The 16,872-nt window shown below is 58.0% G+C and carries 18 protein-coding genes and 1 tRNA gene; 8 read left to right on the top strand and 11 right to left on the bottom strand.

Annotation, left to right across the window (positions count from 1 at the left end; genetic code table 11):
* Positions 1–44: 44 nt before the first annotated feature.
* The 9 genes from AO065_RS11390 to AO065_RS11350 form a co-directional block, all read right to left on the bottom strand.
* The gene (locus AO065_RS11390; RefSeq protein ID WP_054540847.1) at positions 45–1,250 is read right to left on the bottom strand and encodes a TerD family protein; all 1,206 of its coding nucleotides are present in this window, start codon (positions 1,248–1,250) and stop codon (positions 45–47) included.
* The gene (locus AO065_RS11385) at positions 1,247–1,840 is read right to left on the bottom strand and encodes a TerD family protein (protein WP_004887472.1); all 594 of its coding nucleotides are present in this window, start codon (positions 1,838–1,840) and stop codon (positions 1,247–1,249) included. The genes AO065_RS11390 and AO065_RS11385 overlap by 4 nt, the downstream gene beginning before the upstream one ends.
* A gap of 47 nt (positions 1,841–1,887) precedes the next feature.
* Entirely contained in the window at positions 1,888–2,592 is a 705-nt protein-coding gene (locus tag AO065_RS11380) for an HAD family hydrolase (protein WP_004887470.1), read from the bottom strand.
* Positions 2,593–3,543 (bottom strand): HpcH/HpaI aldolase/citrate lyase family protein, encoded by a 951-nt coding sequence (locus tag AO065_RS11375; RefSeq protein WP_004887468.1) that lies wholly within the window; start codon positions 3,541–3,543, stop codon positions 2,593–2,595.
* Positions 3,543–4,637 (bottom strand): cysteine protease StiP family protein, encoded by a 1,095-nt coding sequence (locus AO065_RS11370; protein WP_004887466.1) that lies wholly within the window; start codon positions 4,635–4,637, stop codon positions 3,543–3,545. The genes AO065_RS11375 and AO065_RS11370 overlap by 1 nt, the downstream gene beginning before the upstream one ends.
* Complete coding sequence (locus AO065_RS11365; RefSeq protein WP_004887464.1) at positions 4,630–5,388, bottom strand: HAD family hydrolase; 759 nt, start codon at positions 5,386–5,388, stop codon at positions 4,630–4,632. Before AO065_RS11365 ends, AO065_RS11370 begins: the two co-directional genes overlap by 8 nt.
* On the bottom strand, positions 5,381–6,514 hold the full coding sequence (locus AO065_RS11360; RefSeq protein WP_004887463.1) for a phosphoribosyltransferase domain-containing protein: 1,134 nt from the start codon (positions 6,512–6,514) through the stop codon (positions 5,381–5,383). Before AO065_RS11360 ends, AO065_RS11365 begins: the two co-directional genes overlap by 8 nt.
* A gap of 77 nt (positions 6,515–6,591) precedes the next feature.
* A complete protein-coding gene (locus AO065_RS11355; RefSeq protein ID WP_004887461.1) occupies positions 6,592–7,734 on the bottom strand; it encodes a trypsin-like peptidase domain-containing protein in 1,143 nt (380 codons plus the stop codon).
* Between the two features lie 54 nt (positions 7,735–7,788).
* Entirely contained in the window at positions 7,789–8,787 is a 999-nt protein-coding gene (locus AO065_RS11350; protein WP_032652363.1) for an ATP-grasp domain-containing protein, read from the bottom strand.
* 119 nt (positions 8,788–8,906) lie between these two features.
* Here AO065_RS11350 and AO065_RS11345 point away from each other — a divergent pair, with 119 nt between their 5' ends.
* The 3 genes from AO065_RS11345 (at position 8,907) to AO065_RS11335 (ending at position 11,161) form a co-directional block, all read left to right on the top strand.
* Positions 8,907–9,458, top strand: a complete 552-nt coding sequence (locus AO065_RS11345) for a DUF1523 family protein (RefSeq protein ID WP_004887458.1) — start codon at positions 8,907–8,909, stop codon at positions 9,456–9,458.
* A 234-nt stretch (positions 9,459–9,692) separates the two neighbouring features.
* The gene (locus AO065_RS11340; protein WP_004887456.1) at positions 9,693–10,124 is read left to right on the top strand and encodes a hypothetical protein; all 432 of its coding nucleotides are present in this window, start codon (positions 9,693–9,695) and stop codon (positions 10,122–10,124) included.
* A 56-nt stretch (positions 10,125–10,180) separates the two neighbouring features.
* Positions 10,181–11,161, top strand: coding sequence for a YiiG family protein (locus AO065_RS11335; protein ID WP_004887454.1), 981 nt, complete (start codon positions 10,181–10,183; stop codon positions 11,159–11,161).
* An 83-nt stretch (positions 11,162–11,244) separates the two neighbouring features.
* Here AO065_RS11335 and AO065_RS11330 read toward each other — a convergent pair.
* A tRNA-Thr gene (locus AO065_RS11330) sits at positions 11,245–11,321 on the bottom strand.
* A 34-nt stretch (positions 11,322–11,355) separates the two neighbouring features.
* Complete coding sequence (locus AO065_RS11325; protein ID WP_004887452.1) at positions 11,356–11,778, bottom strand: pilin; 423 nt, start codon at positions 11,776–11,778, stop codon at positions 11,356–11,358.
* A gap of 226 nt (positions 11,779–12,004) precedes the next feature.
* Between AO065_RS11325 and pilB the strand changes: the two genes are divergently transcribed.
* Genes pilB through yacG form a run of 5 tightly spaced genes read left to right on the top strand, consistent with a single transcriptional unit; the run spans position 12,005 to position 16,625 of the window.
* Positions 12,005–13,705: a type IV-A pilus assembly ATPase PilB gene (gene pilB, locus AO065_RS11320; protein ID WP_004887450.1), complete on the top strand. Its 1,701-nt coding sequence runs from the start codon at positions 12,005–12,007 to the stop codon at positions 13,703–13,705.
* A 2-nt stretch (positions 13,706–13,707) separates the two neighbouring features.
* The gene (locus AO065_RS11315) at positions 13,708–14,925 is read left to right on the top strand and encodes a type II secretion system F family protein (RefSeq protein WP_004887449.1); all 1,218 of its coding nucleotides are present in this window, start codon (positions 13,708–13,710) and stop codon (positions 14,923–14,925) included.
* Position 14,926: 1 nt separating this feature from the next.
* Positions 14,927–15,799 carry a prepilin peptidase gene (locus AO065_RS11310; protein ID WP_004887447.1) on the top strand — a complete coding sequence of 291 codons (873 nt, stop codon included), beginning with the start codon at positions 14,927–14,929 and terminating at the stop codon, positions 15,797–15,799.
* Positions 15,796–16,419, top strand: a complete 624-nt coding sequence (gene coaE / locus AO065_RS11305) for a dephospho-CoA kinase (RefSeq protein WP_004887446.1) — start codon at positions 15,796–15,798, stop codon at positions 16,417–16,419. The genes AO065_RS11310 and coaE overlap by 4 nt, the downstream gene beginning before the upstream one ends.
* Positions 16,416–16,625: a DNA gyrase inhibitor YacG gene (yacG, locus tag AO065_RS11300; RefSeq protein ID WP_004887444.1), complete on the top strand. Its 210-nt coding sequence runs from the start codon at positions 16,416–16,418 to the stop codon at positions 16,623–16,625. The genes coaE and yacG overlap by 4 nt, the downstream gene beginning before the upstream one ends.
* Positions 16,626–16,872 lie beyond the last annotated feature (247 nt).

Here is a 16,872-nt window from a genome sequence, read left to right as displayed (position 1 = left end):
CCTGTGAAGCGGCACGGCCAGCTTCAGAAATATCAGAATGTTGTTTACTTGGAACCGGCAGCCCAGCGCATGCCCCAGCCATAGGCCTTGTCCATGTTGCTGTGACCGTTGTGGAAATCCACACGACGCGTCACCTTGACGGCACCGTTGTCATTTTCCAGCAAGGCGATCGCACACATGCCCTGACGACCACCTTCTTCATTGAGGCGGACCTCGATGGGCGGCTGGCCCGGGGCGTGGATAGTGACAACTCCGTCGGTCTCTTTCCAGTTTGGCGCGCCTTCATAGATGAACGCGTAAACCAGAATCCGGCGAATCTTGCTCCAATGAGCGCCGTTGATGTGCAACCACTCGCCATCGCTGACAGAGCCGGTGCGGTCGTCACCCATCAACTTGATGAAGGGCTCGGTGTTGAGCGAACCAAATGAATTGCCCAGCGCCTGAACGGCACCTTTGAGGCCGTCCTGCAATTCGAACAGGCAGCCTACATCAAGGTCGATGGCATTGCTCTTCTTCATCGAGAAGAAGCCGCTGCTCTTGGCCTCGCTGCGACGGTTCCAGTTCAGGTTGACGCGGATCTCGCCAAACCCGGCACTGGTCTTTTCCAGACTGACCGAGGCGCGCGTCTTGTCCAGCGTGATCTTGCTCAGGCTCACCGTCGACTTGACGGGCGGCGGCGCTGCAGGTGCAGGTGCAGGTGCAGGTGCAGGTGCAGGTGCAGGTGCAGGTGCAGGCTGATCCTGAGGGGCTGCGACTTCAACACCAAAGTTTTTTGCCAGCGGCTCAAGACCGCCTGCAAAGCCCTGCGCCACACAACGGAATTTCCAGGCCCCCTGCCGCAGATAGAACTCGCCCAGAATCAGCGCGGTTTCTTTCATGCCACTGGTGGGAATGTCCGATTCGATACCGCCGGTGATGGTCAACGCCAGACGCGAAACGCTGTCGAAGCTGGCCTTGTTTTCATAAATGGTCGCGGTCAGAGCGACTTTCTCGATGACCGCGTCCAGACGGCTGGGGTCAAGGGTGAAAACGGCGCGACCCGCCGACGTTTCCGTCAACTGGACCGCGCCGCCGTTCACGCTTTTCTGGCCGTAGAAGCACATGTCCTGATCGCCACGGACCTTGCCTGAACTGGTCAACAGGAACGCAGACACATCGATGTCCGCGCCCGCCAGAGGGGAGTAGCTGACATCAACCGTCAACGGCCCGGCAGCTACTGGCGCATTGGCGCCTGGGACAAGTTGGGTCATGCGCGTACGGCTCCGATGGCCAGATCGACCAGATCGTCAGCGGTACGACCATTGGTGGCCTGGCCCACGGCGGTGAAATCCCAGCCGCTTGGTGTACGCGACAGGTAAGACATCACGACGCCAGTGTGCTGACCCTTTTCGGACAGGTCGAAGCGGCCCAGCTCGTTACGCGTGCCCAGATCGACGATGCGGCAATAGGCGTTGGCGACTTTCTCGAAGTTCTGTCCAGTGAAGGAGTTGACCGTGAAGACCAGGTATTTCACGGTGGCGGGCAGCTTCTCCAGATCGACACTGATGGTTTCGTCATCGCCCGCGCCTTCACCGGTGCGGTTGTCGCCGGAGTGTTGAATGGCACCATCGCGCGATTGCAGCTGACGGAACCAGACCAGATCAAGAGGCTTCTTGTCAGCGTCGAGCATGATGCATGAAGCGTCCAGATCGATGTCGCCACCGCCGCCGCCCAACAGTTTGCCGAAGAATCCACTTGCCTTTTCCGGGTCCCATCCCAGGCCCATGCTGACTTTCTTGAGGCCTGTACCAGCGGTTTTCTCAAGTGAGATCGTCTGGTTTTTCGCCAAAGTGAGTGCCATTTTTCGCTCCATGTGAACTACGGAAGTCGGGTAAAAGTGTTACAGCCTTACCGTGTTGGCCCATCTTTGCCATCAGGATTGTGTAACTTGGCGTTAATGGGCCCCTTGTAACGTCCTTTTCGCCACGTCGGATGGAAGTGGCGCCAGTGTGCATCCTGCGCTGCAGCGAGCAATTCGTGATCGCCTCGCGTATCGCCCCAGGCGCGCAGGCGGAATTTATTGAGCGGTCCGTAAACACTTTCCAGTCGCGCAACCTTGGAGTCGCAACGGCAATTGCTGCCTTCGATCAAACCGGTCAGTTTGCCGTCGATCACTTCAAGATTGGTTCCGATCAGCTCGACTTTCAGCCGATCGGCGAACGGTTGCAGGACCATAGCAGGCGAAGCTGAACAAAGCGTGACAATGGCACCCTTCTCCAGCTCAGCCGCAATCGACTCCAGCGCGGCCGGACGCATCAGGCGTTTCCAGTAGAGTTCGCAGAACGCCTCGGCTTTCTGCTGGAGCCACTGCGCTTCGACGCCGGTCAGGAACGCCTTGATCAGACGGCCCTTGAGCTCGTCGCGCGTCACGCGTTTGGTCAGGTAACCGATGCTGGGCAATACCAGTCTGGCCATGCGCACGGAAAAGGCGCGCTGTCCAAAGGCGAATTTGAGAAAAGGTACGAAGCTGTCGTGTCGGGTAATGGTCCCGTCAAAGTCGAACACCGCCAGCAGGCGCTGTTCCACTTCGATTTCAAGGTCAGGTTCTATCATCTAGCTAACTGCCTCAGCGAGTCGAATGCTGGCATCCATGATCGAAGCGGGTGCGGGTAGCACTCCATGCCATTTGGCGCGCTCCATGATGTGGGTCGCCCATTTGTAATGGGTCGCCGGTTCACACATCGCGTCGTTGTACTTGAACACAGCCGGCGCGACGGAGTTCAAAATCATCCGGGCCGAATTCATGTCTTCAAGGCTGACGCGAAGTGCATTCTGAATGATATTGACCTGCGATGGGTGAATTGCGGTCTTGCCGACCAGACCATTGGCAATATCCAGGGTCAATTCCTGCTGCAGGATGTCGGGCGTGGCCAGTTGTTCGAACACGGGAGCGGTAAGCGCGAACCCTTGCGAGCCCATCACGCCAGCAAGCATTGGAATGACATACCCCATCGGCGTTCCGTACAGGGTCATCGCGGGGTTGCGGCGCAGCCCCAGGCAACCCATCAGGTCGTTACCACCAATGCGCAAGGCAATGATCCGCTCGTCCAGATTGGCTTTCAAGGCCTGCCCCAGTTCGACCATTGCCGTCGGATTGAACACCTCCGGCGTCTCCAAGGTCGGCATCAGCGCCAGCGCCGGATTGGTCACGGCCTGCTCCCAACTGCTCAGGGTTTTCAGCGAAAGCTTGGGCACGACGAAGCCGTCCACATGAGCCATCAGCGGCCAGTCATTGAGGATGCGCGCCATCGCTGCGTCGCGCGGACGGACGAACAGCAAAGGACCATTGGCCGGACGGCCGCCCCGATCGTGAATACGGGTCAGGACCTGACGAAGGTTGACCAGCGCCGTCTCGATGTCGATCAGTGCAACGGCGTCCTCCAGGCAAACGACCAGCGAGCGCAGTTCGGGCAGCTTTTCAGCGAACACCACATCCAGAATGTCGTCGCGGGTGGCGGGCATGTACAACGTGGCCCCCAGTGCATAAGGCGAGAATAAGGCCATTAGCTCAGACTCCGGATGATGGTTACCGCCCTGTAGGGCCCAAGGGCACTGCCGACCTGCTCGACAGGGATGCCCGCTTTCTCGGTCAGGTGCATGAGCAACTGCACATCGCTGTCAGAGGTGTCGCGGACCAGCACGTGGTCCGGCACACGGCGCATGACCGCACGCGTTGCTTCAGCAATGCCCGGTTTCACGCGGTTCAGGTTGCTGATTTCGAAACGCTCGGCCAGACGCTGGACGACCTCAGACGCAGCCGATTTGAGCTTGAACTGCTGCTCGGCCGTCCATGGTGTCACCGTGACAGTAGAACTCTGGCCCCGCCGATGGTTCTCGATCTGTTCGATAAACGACCGGGTCACGTCATGGGCCTGCAACTGATCGTAGACCACGCAGCCATGCAATCCGCCTTCGGCAGGCCAGATCGAGCGCGACACCAGTCCGGAAACGGTTGCGCCCAGAATGCCGGACGGGATCACCCAGTCCTCACTGGACGCCGCCAGCCAGGCGCTGCCGCAAGGATCGGCCAGCACCACAAGGCGCGGCAGCTCAGGAAAACGGACATCACCTGCCAGACTGCGTTTGATCTCGCCGGAAATCGCACCCTTGCCGGTCCAGCCATCGACGAAAACGATGTTCCGAGCGCCGTGGGCTTCGATAATGGCCTCAAGCGCCACCGTGTCGATACCACGGTCGCGAATGATACTGATGCCGTAGTGATGCGCTTCACGCCCCAGGTCAATCAAGGCACGACGCAACAGCACGCCGAGCGGCAGGCCGGCGCGCACGAACGACACCAGAACAATCTCGGGTCCTGGGCATTCAAGGTCCAGCGCCTGCGCCAGGGACTGAACGTCTGCGGCCATACGAGCGCCATTCTGCGCCAGCGTACGCTCGAACAAGGCCTGATGGGCTTCGCTCGGGGCCGCTTCTTCGCTGATCATTTCCGAGTAGTGTTTTTGCTGCGTCTGAATCAGACGCTCCTTTTCCTGTACATCCGTCGTCTGCATCTCGACGCGACGCAGCAGGAAATGCACATCGTTTTCCAGATAACTGCCGCTCCCCACGGTATCCAGCCCGTGAACCGGATTACTCATGCGCAGCCCCGACAAACATCCTGGCCAACTGACTGCGGGCGGGCGTGGCCCACCAATGGCACTCATCCATGAAACCCAGGTCGGTAATGCTGTCGCCAAAACCCAGCACCGGGCGTTCGCCATTCACCGCCTTGTCGCGAAGCAGCCATTCCTGGACGGCGTAGCGCTTGGCAAGACCATTGGGCAAAAACGCAAGATTGTTGCCGTTGCCATGCACATGCATGCCGTCGAGCAAGCCGCGCGCCTGCACCTCAGCCAGCACTCGGGTCAGAATGCTGTCGTCGTTTTCGTTGTGCTTGGTGACCACGTAATGAAACAGTCGAGTTTCCTCAACGACCCAACCGCGCAGTGACACACCCATGTCCTGACCGATGGCCAGCGTGGCGGCCGACAACTCATGTAGACGCGTCTGATAGGCAGCGAGCGTCTGCTTCATCTGCTCGTGCCAGTCCTTGTCGACGCGACCGACCACGTCAAGCATGACGCCGCCGTGCGAGCAGATGGCCCCTGCGGTGAACGGCAGCTTGACCCGGCTGTACGCCTCGACGCTGCGCGCCGTCACCGGCACCACATCGGAGTGCGCCAGCAACCAGTGGGCAAACGACTTCTGCACGTTGGTCATGTAGCCGTTGGCATTACCGCTGATGTCGAGCGTGGCGACATGCTTTTCGATATCGGCAGGGGTTTTGCGGGCGGTCTGGAACAACGTGTCGTCCAGATCGACGAAGATCAACGGGCGGACATCATTCATCGCAGATAACCTCGGCATTCAACGCGTCAATCAGCTCGGCAGGCACGGCCTGGCTCGGCGTTTCGGTGCAGATCAGTACCCGGTCGAACTGTCCAGGACGCACGTTGTAGAGAAAGTTGGGGATGCCCAGCCCGTAATTGTCGGAGAACGACAGCGCGTGATCGATGGCATGTCCCAGCGCAATCGGCGAACGGCTGGTCGAGCTGAAATGCACGTCGGCTCCGGCTTTTTCCAGACGCTCGGCCAACAGAAACGGTCGCCAGACGAACTCGCTGGTGCCCACCACCAGAACCCGTTCGCCCTTGGCAACCTGAATGTTCGGGGCCAGCGTGTCGTCCACCGACAGCACGCCCAATCGGCCCCAGTCATTGGCTGTGACCAACGGCCAGTCGCCCATGGCGACGGTGCCGACTTCAGGCATCTCAGGCATGGGCGCACTCAGGTCTTCATCGAACGAGTAGGAACCCTGCAACAGCGAGACCTGCTCGGCCACTGCACCCATCGAAGTGCTGACCGCGCCTGCCGACCAATCGGTCAGCACGCAGGTCACGACGCGTTCGAGCTTGTCGAGTCCGGCATCGACCAGCGCGCGATGAAGGTTGATAAACGTCTTGCCGGTAGACGCCTCGTCATCGACCAGGACCAGCGAACGGGCATTGAGCATCATGTCGCGCAGCGCAGGGTCGGTCGGCAAATGGATCAGATGAGCACTGGCGTGGCTGTGTTCTTCCTCGAAGCGCGCGAACAGGTCGGTGCCTGTCGGATGACGCGTGCTGACCAGATACAACGCATCCGCACGCGTGGCGCTGTAGGCACGATGCACGCCAGCTCCCAGACCGACAGCGGTTTCGGCCATGCCGATAACCAGCACCGGGCCAGGCAGGTCGGCGGGAATCTTGTGCGCGAGGTCTTGAAAGCTTTTGAGCATCAGGCTCGGGCGAACCGGTATGTGCCGCCCAAGCACTCGCGAAACGAACAGGAAGGCACGCTTGGGATTACGGCGTTCAGCAAAGCCGAACAATGAGTCCGGAGCAATCGTGGACGCGTTGACGCTCACATTGAGGGAGCCCCGGAGCAGATCAGCACGAAGCCTGACGGGTGTGGAAGAAGCTGCGCTGCTGTCCATCGATAATTCCTGATTAGCGGGGTCGCAACCCCTGGCGCCTGCGTGTCGAAAACGGCTTCTGAAGAGACCTTCCGACGTCACTCGCGTGAGGCTTCGACAAGCCACAGCGATGACTGGGCAGCACGCGTAATTTCTGTAGTGGTGTAGGTCCTTTCCGATCTGGCGTGCGGCGCATCGATGCGGCACGCCTGCAGAAAGGACAGAATCAGTGCGGACTTGACCGCGAAGTTCATGTTTTGCCCGTCCGGCACCGTGGACGTCACCATCCCGATGACCGCCCCGCCGCTGTCGAACAGCGGGCTGCCACTGGAGCCGGGTTGAATGGGCGCTGTGAACTGGAACAGGCTGGCGTCGCTGTGCAGACCGAACAGCCCGGATATGCCACCTTGCGTCACCTGCAAACCGCCGCCGGAAATGGAGGCCAGTGGATAACCCAGCACCACGACGTTATCACCTGGCTCGCAGCCAGGACCGTCGCGAAACGTAACAGTAGATAACGGCGAGGCTCCCTGCACGCGCAGCAGAGCGATGTCATTACGCCGATCGATCACCACCGGCTCGGCCTTGTAACGGCCTTCCAGCGAGTTGATATAGAAGACGCTCATCTCTTCGATGACATGTGCACAGGTCATCACGTGCGCAGGTCCTACGACGAAGGCTGTTCCGGTCGCCGATTGATGATGCGAGCCGCCGCCGTTCGGAGCGCCCGCCGGACGCCGGGGATGACGATCATCGACCTCCAGCCCGATCTTGCGCCCGAAAGCAGACAGGCCATACGCCGAGCCTTCGCTCAACGCACGGAATTTCCATTGTTCGTTACGCTTGTAGAACTCGCCGATGATGATCGCCGCTTCGCCGTTGTCGCGAAGATCGATGCGATGCTCGATCTCGCCGTCCACCTGCAGATGCAGGCTGCCGATCTCGCGAACCGGCCCGGTGGCCGAGAACACGTACACCATCAACAGCACCCGGTCACTGCCGGCTGGCAGTCGATCCAGCTTCAGCGTACAGCCCACGTTCTGCGGGCCGCCGCTCCACTCCATCCAGTTCTGTTCTTGATGCAGCAGCGCCGGATCGCCCTTGGGCTGTCGCTTGTCATCGACAGCGAGTAGCGCGACTGCCGCATATTCGCCAAAAACCGAAGACCGGCCACTGTCCAGATTCCAGGTGCACAGGGGATTTGCTAAAGCGGTATTTGCACCTGGCGCCAGAACCTTCATGCCCGATCCTCCCTGATAAGAGCGATTAGTAATAGCAAAAATCTATTGTGCGGATCATACAGTGGCCCGCACGGCAACGGTGATGGCCTTGACCCGAATATCGTCGAGCCAATGTGTTTCCGGTTCTTTCAAGCCCAAACGTCGCGTCGCGAAAATGCCCGGCAGATTGATGCCGGTTTCCCGCGTATATCCAATTCCGCCCGAATAGCGCGGGTTGATTTCCAGCAAGCGCGGCTTGCCGTCGGCATCGTCGCGGGTCTGAACATTGATCAGTCCGTCACAGGCAAAATGCTCTGCGGCGCGGACCGCCAGACGAACCGCCTCGCTGTCGCGCTCGAAGGTCTGGTTCAGGCCCAGCTTGCGCCGCCCGACAAAAGCGACTGCCTTGCCCTGCTCGCAGACCATGTCCACCGAACACTCGTTGCCGGGCATATAAGGCATCAGCAACATCGGCGGACGGTCTTCGGACTGGCGATAGGCATTCAGGTACGCGCTGAAGGTCGTCTCACGCGAATCGGGATTGGCGAAGCAACGGAAATCATCGACGCCTTCCTTGAAACGCCAAAAGCCCTGTCCGTAGATCCCGACCGTAGGCTTGATACACACCTCGCCCGAACCGGCCAGCGCGTCATAGGCGGCCTGTAACTCCTGGGCATTACTTGCCAGTATGCCCGGGATGCAGGCCAGACCAGCCGCTTCGGCCGCAGCCGTGAAACGGTTCTTGTCGTCGACATCGTGAAAGGTCTTCAGCGACGTTCCGCCGGTGACGAGGTCCAAGCCTTCAGCAACAAAGCGCTCACGCTGTTCTTCGTAACGGCCGCCGACGCGCCCGGCGACGATCACCTTGACGCCGAGTGTGCGGGCCGTCTCGACGACCCAGTCGATGCGCTCGTCGTTGTCGGTCGGTTCCTGCAGGGCCACATCGGCCTGCCCGGTAATCTCCGACCGCAACTGGCGATGGGATGCGACAATCTGCACCGAAGCAGGCAAGGCATCGCGAGCGCCCATGATCACTTCACGCTGGCTGGACTGCCCTTCAAGGAACCAAATCATGTAAATCTCCAAAGGACAGGTCCGCCTCAAACGGCCTTGTCGAATTTTGTAATAACTGTTTTGCTTCGAAATGTTCGGATTAAGGCAAAGTCACGCAATTTTAAACAGAGGACGCTGGTATGAAGTGGCTTAAAAGGTCGATTTGGCTTGTGGTATTCGTAGCATTCGGGATCGGCGCATTAAGCCTCTATTACGTCCTGCCGCGCCATGATGTCGTGATGATCACCGGTGTGGAAGTCAAAAGAATGGACGCCGACGGCGTCATCAACGCCGAAAACCCGGCCGACGGCCCGACCCGCGACGTGTACTTCATCAACACCGAGCACCCGGACAACAAAAACGTTGTGGTCTACCGCAACGAAGACACCGGCTGGAGCTTCCCGTGGTACTTCAAGTTCGACTCTGCCGACATCCAGGCCAAGGCCCAGGGCTACTCCCGCAACTCCCAGCAACTGGCACTCATCCGTTACTACGGCTGGCGCATCCAGATCCTCTCGATGTTCCCCAACGTGACCCAGGTCGAAGCTGTCACCACCCGTGACGAACCGTTCCCGGTGTTCAACGCGATCTTCTTTGGTGTGTTGATTGTACTGCTGGTGCTGATCGTCGTCGTGATCCGCCGCCGCTTTCGCAGACCGACGCAGCCGCGGGTGGATCAGGTGGTGAGGTAAGGCTCCAGTGCAGCACCGAAATCCCGACCTTTTCAGGTCGGGATTTTTGTTTCCGGTTTAAATCGCTACAGGTCTTCACCTTCCTGCGATGCCAAAGCCTTCACACTCCTGCAATCAGACTCAGTCCGCCATGAACCAATACTGAAATACAGCGTCTGTTACGCACATGCAGGCCTTGCGCCACCCCTGGAGCGACAGTGCCTGCTTGCACGCACACCACAAGGACTTTGACCCATGAAGGACCACCGACGCCTCGCGCATTACGTTGCTTTTGGTTTACTGCTTTGCGCGGCCACTCATGCGCAAGCAAGTCCGCCTCCTCCTCTGAGTGTCACGCTCGGCCAGAAGCACCTGCAGCTGATCGATCATCAAGGCCGCTGCGCCCTGTCGGAACCTGACCAGAGCCTGCGTGTGCTGGAAATGGCCTGGCCCTGCCAGTTCGGCCCCGACAAACACGGCAATGCCCGTGTCGAAATGTTCAATAACACCCCTATTGTTCTGGTGATGCGTAATGAGCGTGAACCAGCACCCGGCACCAATTGCTTGGCGCAGACCCAGGCCCTGCGCCTGATCAAGGGCAAACTTGAAGCGTCGGTGCGCATGGACACTGCGGGCTGCGGCTATGGCGCTGACCAGAAAGTCTACGTCGGCCTGTTCGACTGGTAACGCCCCCGCCGCACTCTTTTTAACACCCCCTAAAACCTCATGGAAGGAAGAGAAAATTGCACTCAAGAAGTACGCTGGCTGCATTACTGGTTTCGCTGGGGCTCGCCCTGGCGGGATGCGACAAAGGCGACACCCCCAAAAGCGCCTCGCACCCTGCCAACTCGACTCAACAAAGCGTGAGCACCGAGCAGGTAGAAATCGAGAAATACAACGCCTACGTTGATGCCGCAAATCAGGGCGAGGACTTCGGCGAACTGCTGGAAAAGCGTGTCGAGCTCTACTCCGGCAAGCTGGCTCCAGGCAAGAAAGTGACTGATTACACGCTGTTCAGTCCTTACGACATCAGCACCCTGCAACGCAAACTGAACCAAGCGCTTGCCATCAGCTTCCCGATGCCGGAACTCGATGAGCCCGCAAAGAACACCTTGGCTGCACTGGCCAAACTGGAACCTATCCATGGCGAACTGGCCAACTACAGTGACTCCAAAGGCTATCTCGCAGACGACGGCAAAAAGGCACGGGAAATGGAGCCGGCCCTGGAGGCGGCCATGAAAGACGTAGCCGAAGCCCAAGCCGTATTCTTTGACGGTATTCGCAGGCGCGACGAAATCAACACCCGAACAGCCTTCGATAACGCTGAAAAAGACACCCTGGCCTACTACCGTGCCGGTATCGTCGTGTACGGCAAGGAGTCCGCACGGCTGGCCAGCGACTTCTTCGCAAGCGCGGGCAGCGAAGCGAAGGCCAAACCCCTCGAAGAAAGCCTTAACCATACTGCCCAAATGATCGAAGGCTGGGACAAGAAATCCCGCGAGCAGAAACGTCCGCCCAACTGCTCTATCACGCTGAGCGATCTGAATAGTTTCGTCGGCAAAGGACGAGAAGCGGTCAGCAATGCGCGAACAGGCCGATACAAACGCGAAAGCACCAGTGAAATGATGTGGAAAATCAACAACCCCATCAAACGAGACTCGGAAGACCTGCAACGGGCGTTCAGCAAGCTGATCAACAGCATGAACCGGGATGACTGCATCTGAGGCAGATACTCAAGATGCAACCGGGTGACTGAACGCAAAAAGCCTCGAAATCCGTAAGGATTCGAGGCTTTTTGGGGTGTTGCTGGTGCCGAAAACAGGAATCGAACCTGCGACCTTCGCGTTACGAGTGCGCTGCTCTACCGGGCTGAGCTATCTCGGCGGCACAGAAAAGACTAGTACATCTAACTAATTAATCAGTTGGCCCGTACGTAGCCAGCAGTTACACAAGCCCCGCTGAACGTCCAAACCGCTCCGCCACCTGGAGCACTTGGAGTCAGAGTGCAAGTCTCAGTCGCAACAATACCTTTGTACGCATTTGGTGTGGCTGTGATAGCACCGTTGGTGCCAATAGCGATGGTATTTACGGCGCCAGTAGTAACACCTGCAGGCAAGGTCGCACCGACTTTCGCTGCTGTGTCGCACTCGGTAAGAGCTGCAGCTTGCACAGTACAAAGACCCACGGCAGTTTTCACGGACGCCATGGCAGCCAAGACTTCAGAATAAGCCGCTTTCTTGGTGTAGTTCTGGTAGGAAGGTATTGCCACTGCAGCCAAAATACCAACGATCGCTACAACGATCATCAATTCGATCAACGTAAAACCTTTTTGTGCTTTCATCGCGTACTTCTCCGAGGCGTCAATTTTGTGTGCCTTGGAGAGGCTAAAGCACACAGCATGCCAATGTGATACAGACCTCAATTCTGGCATTCAAACCAGTTTTAACGCACCTCACTCAGCTCAGAAATCAGCAGAAACTGACAATTTTCGTCACACCCCTCACTCTCATTTGGCAGCACTGCTCGACTGCGCTATAACCCTTCCACTGTCTGTATCTGGTGGTTTTATGAGTGATGTCGTTGTCCTAACAGGTCTGGCCAAGCAATTGGTCGCCGCCGAGCTCCTTTCCGAAAAAGCTGCCCAGCAGGCATTCCAGCAGGCGCGACGCGACAAGATTTCGCTGGTCAGCTATCTGGTCCAGAACAAACTGGTCAAGAGTCTGACCCTCGCAGAAATGGCCTCCGAGCAGTTCGGCGTGCCGTTCATGGACCTCTCCAGCCTGGATAAAGAAAATCAGCCCAAAGGGCTGGTAAGCGAAAAGCTCGCTCGTCAGCATCACGCGCTGCCGCTATGGCGTCGCGGCAACCGGCTCTTTATTGGCATCTCGGACCCGACCAACCATCAGGCTGTGACCGATATACAGTTCAGCACGGGCCTGAACACTGAAGCGATTCTGGTTGAAGACGACAAACTCAGTGTTGCCATCGACAGGTTCTTCGACAGCGACAGTGGCTTGGGATCTTTGGCGGATATTGACCTGGATCTGGACATAGAACCGGGCGAGAGCGCCAAAGAAACATCCATTACCAGCCGCGATGATGCCGATGACGCTCCAGTCGTCCGTTTCGTCAATAAAATGCTGCTGGATGCGATTCGGCTGGGCTCCTCCGACTTGCACTTCGAACCTTATGAAAAGGTTTTCCGCGTACGCTTTCGTACCGACGGGATTCTGCACGAAGCCGCCCGGCCGCCGATCAATCTGGCAAACCGTATTGCAGCGCGTCTGAAGGTGATGGCCAGCCTTGATATTTCGGAGCGGCGCAAGCCTCAGGACGGCCGGGTCAAGTTGCGTGTTTCCAAAACCAAATCCATCGACTTCCGGATGAACACGCTGCCGACGCTGTGGGGCGAGAAGATCGTGATGCGGATTCTCGATCCGACCAGTGCACAGATGGGTATTGATGCGCTGGGCTACGAGCCGGATCAGAAAGAGCTGTATCTGGAAGCGCTCAAGCAGCCGCAGGGCATGATTCTGGTGACAGGCCCGACCGGCTCGGGCAAAACCGTTTCGTTGTACACGGGCCTTAACATTCTCAACACCGTGAATATCAATATTTCAACCGCCGAGGACCCGGTGGAGATCAACCTGGAGGGCGTCAACCAGGTCAACGTCAACCCGCGCCAGGGCATGGACTTCTCCCAGGCGTTGCGCGCGTTTCTACGTCAGGACCCGGATGTGATCATGGTCGGTGAGATTCGCGACCTGGAAACCGCCGAGATTGCGATCAAGGCCTCTCAGACCGGCCACATGGTGTTATCGACGCTGCACACCAACAGCGCAGCAGAAACCCTGACACGCCTGCACCACATGGGTGTTGCGGCATTCAACATCGCCACGGCGATCAATCTGATCATTGCTCAGCGACTGGCGCGCAAGCTGTGCAGCCACTGCAAGAAGGAAGTCGACGTCCCACACGAGACGCTGATCAAGGAAGGCTTCCCGGAGTCGAAAGTCGGCACCTTCAAACTGTACGGCCCGGTCGGGTGCGAACACTGCAACGGCGGCTATCGAGGCCGAGTCGGGATTTACGAAGTCGTAAAAAAAACGCCGGAACTGGAGCGCATCATCATGGAAGAAGGCAACTCGCTGGAGATTTCCAGGCAGATGCGCAAGGATGGTTTCAATGACCTGCGCACATCAGGGTTGTCGAAAGCTATGCAGGGCATTACCAGCCTGGAAGAAGTCAATCGCGTGACCAAGGATTAAGCATGGCCAGTAAAGCAGTCAAAGTCAGTGTTTTCACCTGGGAAGGCGTAGACAAGAAAGGCGGCAAGATCAGCGGTGAATTGAGTGGCCACAATCCGGCGCTGATCAAGGCTCAACTTCGTAAGCAGGGCATCAACCCGACTAAAGTGAGGAAGAAAACGGTCTCGATCTTCGGCAGGGGTAAAAAGATCAAACCGCTGGACATCGCTTTTTTCTCTCGGCAAATGGCGACGATGATGAAGGCTGGCGTTCCACTGCTGCAGTCGTTCGACATCATCAGCGAAGGTTCGGAGAATCCGAACATGCGCTCTCTTGTCGACTCACTGAAACAAGAAGTATCTGCAGGTAACAGTTTTGCGACCGCCCTCAGACAAAAGCCAGAACACTTCGATGATCTTTTCTGCAATCTGGTGGACGCTGGCGAGCAGGCGGGAGCTCTGGAAAGCCTGCTGGATCGTGTTGCGACCTACAAGGAAAAAACCGAAAAGCTGAAAGCCAAGATCAAGAAAGCCATGACTTATCCAGCTGCAGTTCTGGTGGTGGCTATCATTGTTTCCGGTATTTTGCTCATCAAAGTGGTTCCCCAGTTCCAATCGGTTTTTGCCAGTTTCGGAGCGGAACTGCCTGCTTTCACGCTCATGGTGATAGGGCTTTCGGAGATAGTACAAACTTGGTGGCTTGCAATTCTTGGCCTTTTCATCGCGGGCATTTTTCTGTTCAAACGGTCCTATAAACAGTCACAGAAGTTTCGCGACAGTATTGACAGATTTTTGTTGAAAATCCCTATTATTGGGCCGTTGATCTTCAAGTCGTCGGTGGCGCGGTACGCTCGGACACTCGCAACCACTTTTGCTGCAGGCGTCCCGCTAGTCGAAGCCCTGGACTCGGTTGCGGGCGCAACCGGTAATGTCGTATTCAGAAATGCGGTCATGAAGATCAAGCAAGATGTCTCAACGGGCATGCAACTAAACTTTTCGATGCGCTCCACTGGCGTTTTCCCGAGCCTTGCCATCCAGATGACCGCCATCGGGGAAGAGTCCGGAGCACTGGACAGTATGCTCGACAAGGTCGCCACCTATTACGAAGATGAAGTCGATAACATGGTCGACAGCCTGACCAGCCTCATGGAGCCAATGATCATGGCGGTACTTGGGGTCATCGTCGGCGGTCTGGTGATCGCCATGTATCTGCCGATATTCAAACTTGGAAACGTTGTCTGACATGCCCCTCCTCGACTTTCTGGCCAGCTCAACGCTGGCCTTCGTTATTTTCGTTGCCGTACTCGGTCTCCTGATCGGAAGCTTCCTCAACGTCGTGGTCTACCGCTTACCCAAAATGATGGAGAACGACTGGAAAGCCCAGTCTCGTGAAATGCTCGGCCTGCCCGCCGAGCCTGAACAGCCCACCTTCAACCTGATCCTCCCCCACTCCCGTTGCCCCCACTGCGCGCATCAGATCCGTCCCTGGGAAAACCTGCCGGTGGTCAGCTACCTGATGCTTGGCGGCAAGTGTTCGCAATGCAAGGCTCCGATCAGCAAGCGCTATCCGCTGGTCGAACTGGTCTGTGCGGTGTTGTCGGCCTATGTGGCCTGGCATTTCGGCTTTTGCTGGCAGACGGCAGCAATGCTGGTGCTGAGTTGGGGCTTGCTGGCGATGAGCCTGATAGACGCCGACACCCAGCTGCTGCCGGACTCACTGGTACTGCCGTTGATGTGGCTGGGCCTGATCGTCAACGCATTTGGTCTGTTCACGTCGTTAAGCGACGCTTTGTGGGGTGCCGTGACGGGGTATCTGTCGTTGTGGTCGGTGTTCTGGCTGTTCAAGCTGATCACAGGCAAGGAAGGCATGGGCTACGGCGACTTCAAACTGCTGGCCATGCTCGGGGCGTGGGGCGGCTGGCAGATCCTGCCGCAGACGATCCTTCTGTCGTCGCTGGTGGGCGCGATTCTCGGCGTGATCATGATGCGATTGCGCAATGTCGAATCCGGTACTCCGATCCCCTTCGGTCCTTATCTGGCCATCGCGGGGTGGATCGCTTTGCTCTGGGGTGGTCAAATAACCGACTCCTATTTGCAGTTTGCCGGTTTCAAATGACCCACCCTGATCAAAAACCCTGGATTCTCGGCCTGACTGGCGGCATCGGCAGCGGTAAAAGTGCGGCAGCGCAGTGCTTCATCGACCTAGGCATTCATACCGTGGATGCCGATCATGCTGCGCGCTGGGTCGTGGAACCTGGACGGCCGGCGTTGGAACAAATCGTCGAGCACTTTGGCGCAGGCGTTCTGCAGACCAGCGGTGAGCTGGATCGGGGTGCGCTGCGCAAGCTGATCTTCGAACTGCCCGAAGAACGGCGCTGGCTGGAGTCACTGCTGCATCCGCTGATCAATCAGGAAATCAGCCGGTATCTGGCGCGTGCCACATCACCTTATACCATCCTGGTGTCACCACTGCTGATCGAATCCGGTCAGTACCGCACGGTCCAGCGATTGTTGGTGATCGATGCACCCCAGGCACTGCAGATAGAGCGCACCATGCTGCGCGACAGCTCAAGCCAAGAGCAGGTCCAGGCCATCCTCAAGGCTCAGGTGCAACGCGAAGAGCGCTTGCGCCATGCCGACGATGTGCTGGTCAACGATCAGGATACTGCCTGGCTGAAAAGCGAAGTCGAGCGGCTGCACCACTTTTACCTTACTTTGCGTGGAGGCCAATCATGAGCCAACCAATGACCGTTCAATGCCCAACCTGCGGCGCGCCCGTGGAATGGAGCGCGGCCAGCCCCAACCGTCCGTTCTGCTCGGACCGCTGCAAACTGATCGACCTCGGTGCCTGGGCATCGGAAGAACACGCCATTCCGGTGAGTCCGGATGCAGAAGACGACCTGTTCTCGGGTGATCTGGAAGCGCCGCACAGAGGGCACTGAGGCTTAAGCGGGTTCTTTTCTCGAGCAACTCCATCGCCTGATGATCGTTACCACGCACTGCGTCCGCTCAAGAATGTGACGCAGAGCGTCACGGGATGCATGCCCACGCGCGATGGGCACGATCAGCGCGCGGTAAACCCTGATCGTTCCCAAGCCCCAGCGATCATCGTTAACCACAAGTCTTGCTGCAACCAACGGACTGTGGGAGGCGGCTTGCCGGCGATCCAGCCGACGCGGTATGTCAGGG

The sequence above is a fragment of the Pseudomonas viridiflava genome (genome assembly GCF_001642795.1).
Classification (GTDB): domain Bacteria; phylum Pseudomonadota; class Gammaproteobacteria; order Pseudomonadales; family Pseudomonadaceae; genus Aquipseudomonas; species Aquipseudomonas viridiflava.
The sequence above is the reverse complement of the archived record's forward strand: the minus strand, read 5'-3'. Positions and strand labels throughout refer to the sequence as shown.

Coding starts and splice junctions, on each gene's coding strand:
- AO065_RS11325 (WP_004887452.1), bottom strand. CDS start 11,778: ATGAAAGCACAAAAAGGTTTTACGTTGATCGAATTGATGATCGTTGTA.
- AO065_RS11340 (WP_004887456.1), top strand. CDS start 9,693: ATGAAGGACCACCGACGCCTCGCGCATTACGTTGCTTTTGGTTTACTG.
- AO065_RS11385 (WP_004887472.1), bottom strand. CDS start 1,840: ATGGCACTCACTTTGGCGAAAAACCAGACGATCTCACTTGAGAAAACC.
- AO065_RS11365 (WP_004887464.1), bottom strand. CDS start 5,388: ATGAATGATGTCCGCCCGTTGATCTTCGTCGATCTGGACGACACGTTG.
- AO065_RS11360 (WP_004887463.1), bottom strand. CDS start 6,514: ATGGACAGCAGCGCAGCTTCTTCCACACCCGTCAGGCTTCGTGCTGAT.
- AO065_RS11390 (WP_054540847.1), bottom strand. CDS start 1,250: ATGACCCAACTTGTCCCAGGCGCCAATGCGCCAGTAGCTGCCGGGCCG.
- AO065_RS11370 (WP_004887466.1), bottom strand. CDS start 4,637: ATGAGTAATCCGGTTCACGGGCTGGATACCGTGGGGAGCGGCAGTTAT.
- AO065_RS11380 (WP_004887470.1), bottom strand. CDS start 2,592: ATGATAGAACCTGACCTTGAAATCGAAGTGGAACAGCGCCTGCTGGCG.
- yacG (WP_004887444.1), top strand. CDS start 16,416: ATGAGCCAACCAATGACCGTTCAATGCCCAACCTGCGGCGCGCCCGTG.
- AO065_RS11375 (WP_004887468.1), bottom strand. CDS start 3,543: ATGGCCTTATTCTCGCCTTATGCACTGGGGGCCACGTTGTACATGCCC.
- AO065_RS11355 (WP_004887461.1), bottom strand. CDS start 7,734: ATGAAGGTTCTGGCGCCAGGTGCAAATACCGCTTTAGCAAATCCCCTG.
- pilB (WP_004887450.1), top strand. CDS start 12,005: ATGAGTGATGTCGTTGTCCTAACAGGTCTGGCCAAGCAATTGGTCGCC.
- AO065_RS11310 (WP_004887447.1), top strand. CDS start 14,927: ATGCCCCTCCTCGACTTTCTGGCCAGCTCAACGCTGGCCTTCGTTATT.
- AO065_RS11350 (WP_032652363.1), bottom strand. CDS start 8,787: ATGATTTGGTTCCTTGAAGGGCAGTCCAGCCAGCGTGAAGTGATCATG.
- AO065_RS11345 (WP_004887458.1), top strand. CDS start 8,907: ATGAAGTGGCTTAAAAGGTCGATTTGGCTTGTGGTATTCGTAGCATTC.
- AO065_RS11315 (WP_004887449.1), top strand. CDS start 13,708: ATGGCCAGTAAAGCAGTCAAAGTCAGTGTTTTCACCTGGGAAGGCGTA.
- coaE (WP_004887446.1), top strand. CDS start 15,796: ATGACCCACCCTGATCAAAAACCCTGGATTCTCGGCCTGACTGGCGGC.